1 rRNA gene is annotated in these 869 nt (G+C 53.4%); it reads left to right on the forward strand.

What is annotated here, in order from left to right:
- Positions 1–869, forward strand: a 23S ribosomal RNA gene (locus ACP7AJ_RS21430); the annotation flags it as partial.

The raw sequence follows: 869 nt of genomic DNA on the forward strand, positions 1-869 counted from the left end.
CCAGTGGCTATACGCGGCAGTGAGGCCTGGGGTGCTAAGGTCCCCGGCCGAGAGGGAAAGAACCCAGACCATCTGCTAAGGTCCCTAAATCTAGATTAAGTTGAACAAAGGAGGTCCAGTTGCTTTGACAGCCAGGAGGTTGGCTTGGAAGCAGCCATTCCTTTAAAGAGTGCGTAACAGCTCACTGGTCGAGCGACCGGGCATCGATAATACGCGGGCATCAAATCTAGTACCGAAGCAATGGATGTAACCTGCAAGACGGTTACGTGGCAGGGGAGCATTCTCCTTGCGGTGATGGTGCGTCGACTGGCTTGCTGGAGCGTGGAGAAAAGCATATGTAGGCATGAGTAACTATAATGGGGGTGCGAAACCCCCACGCCGATAGACTAAGGTTTCCAATTCAACGCTAATCGGAATTGGGTTAGTCGGGACCTAAGGGGCAGCCGAAAGGTGAACTCGATGGACAGCAGGTTAATATTCCTGTACCGATGATTGCAAGTGATGCAGTGACGCAGAAGTGAAAGCACCGCGGGCGGACGGAAGTGCCCGTTGAAGACCGTAGGTAGTGGGAGCGTAGTTAAGTACGCGCACCTAGCCGAAAGTTGATAGTACCGCACGGCCTTCGGGCCACGCGGATAGTGTGCCTAATCCGACTGCCAAGAAAACCTGCTAAGCGTTTTAACGCAATTATCGCCCGTACCGCAAACCGACACAGGTAGTCAAGGAGAGTATCCTGAGGCGCTCGAGTGAATCACGGCCAAGGAACTCGGCAAAATGGACCTGTAACTTCGGGAGAAGGGTCGCTTCCTCGTTGCAAGACGAGAAGCCGCAGTGAAAAGGCCCAGGCGACTGTTTAACAAAAACACATG

The organism is Hymenobacter sp. B1770, assembly GCF_049896385.1.
GTDB lineage: Bacteria > Bacteroidota > Bacteroidia > Cytophagales > Hymenobacteraceae > Hymenobacter.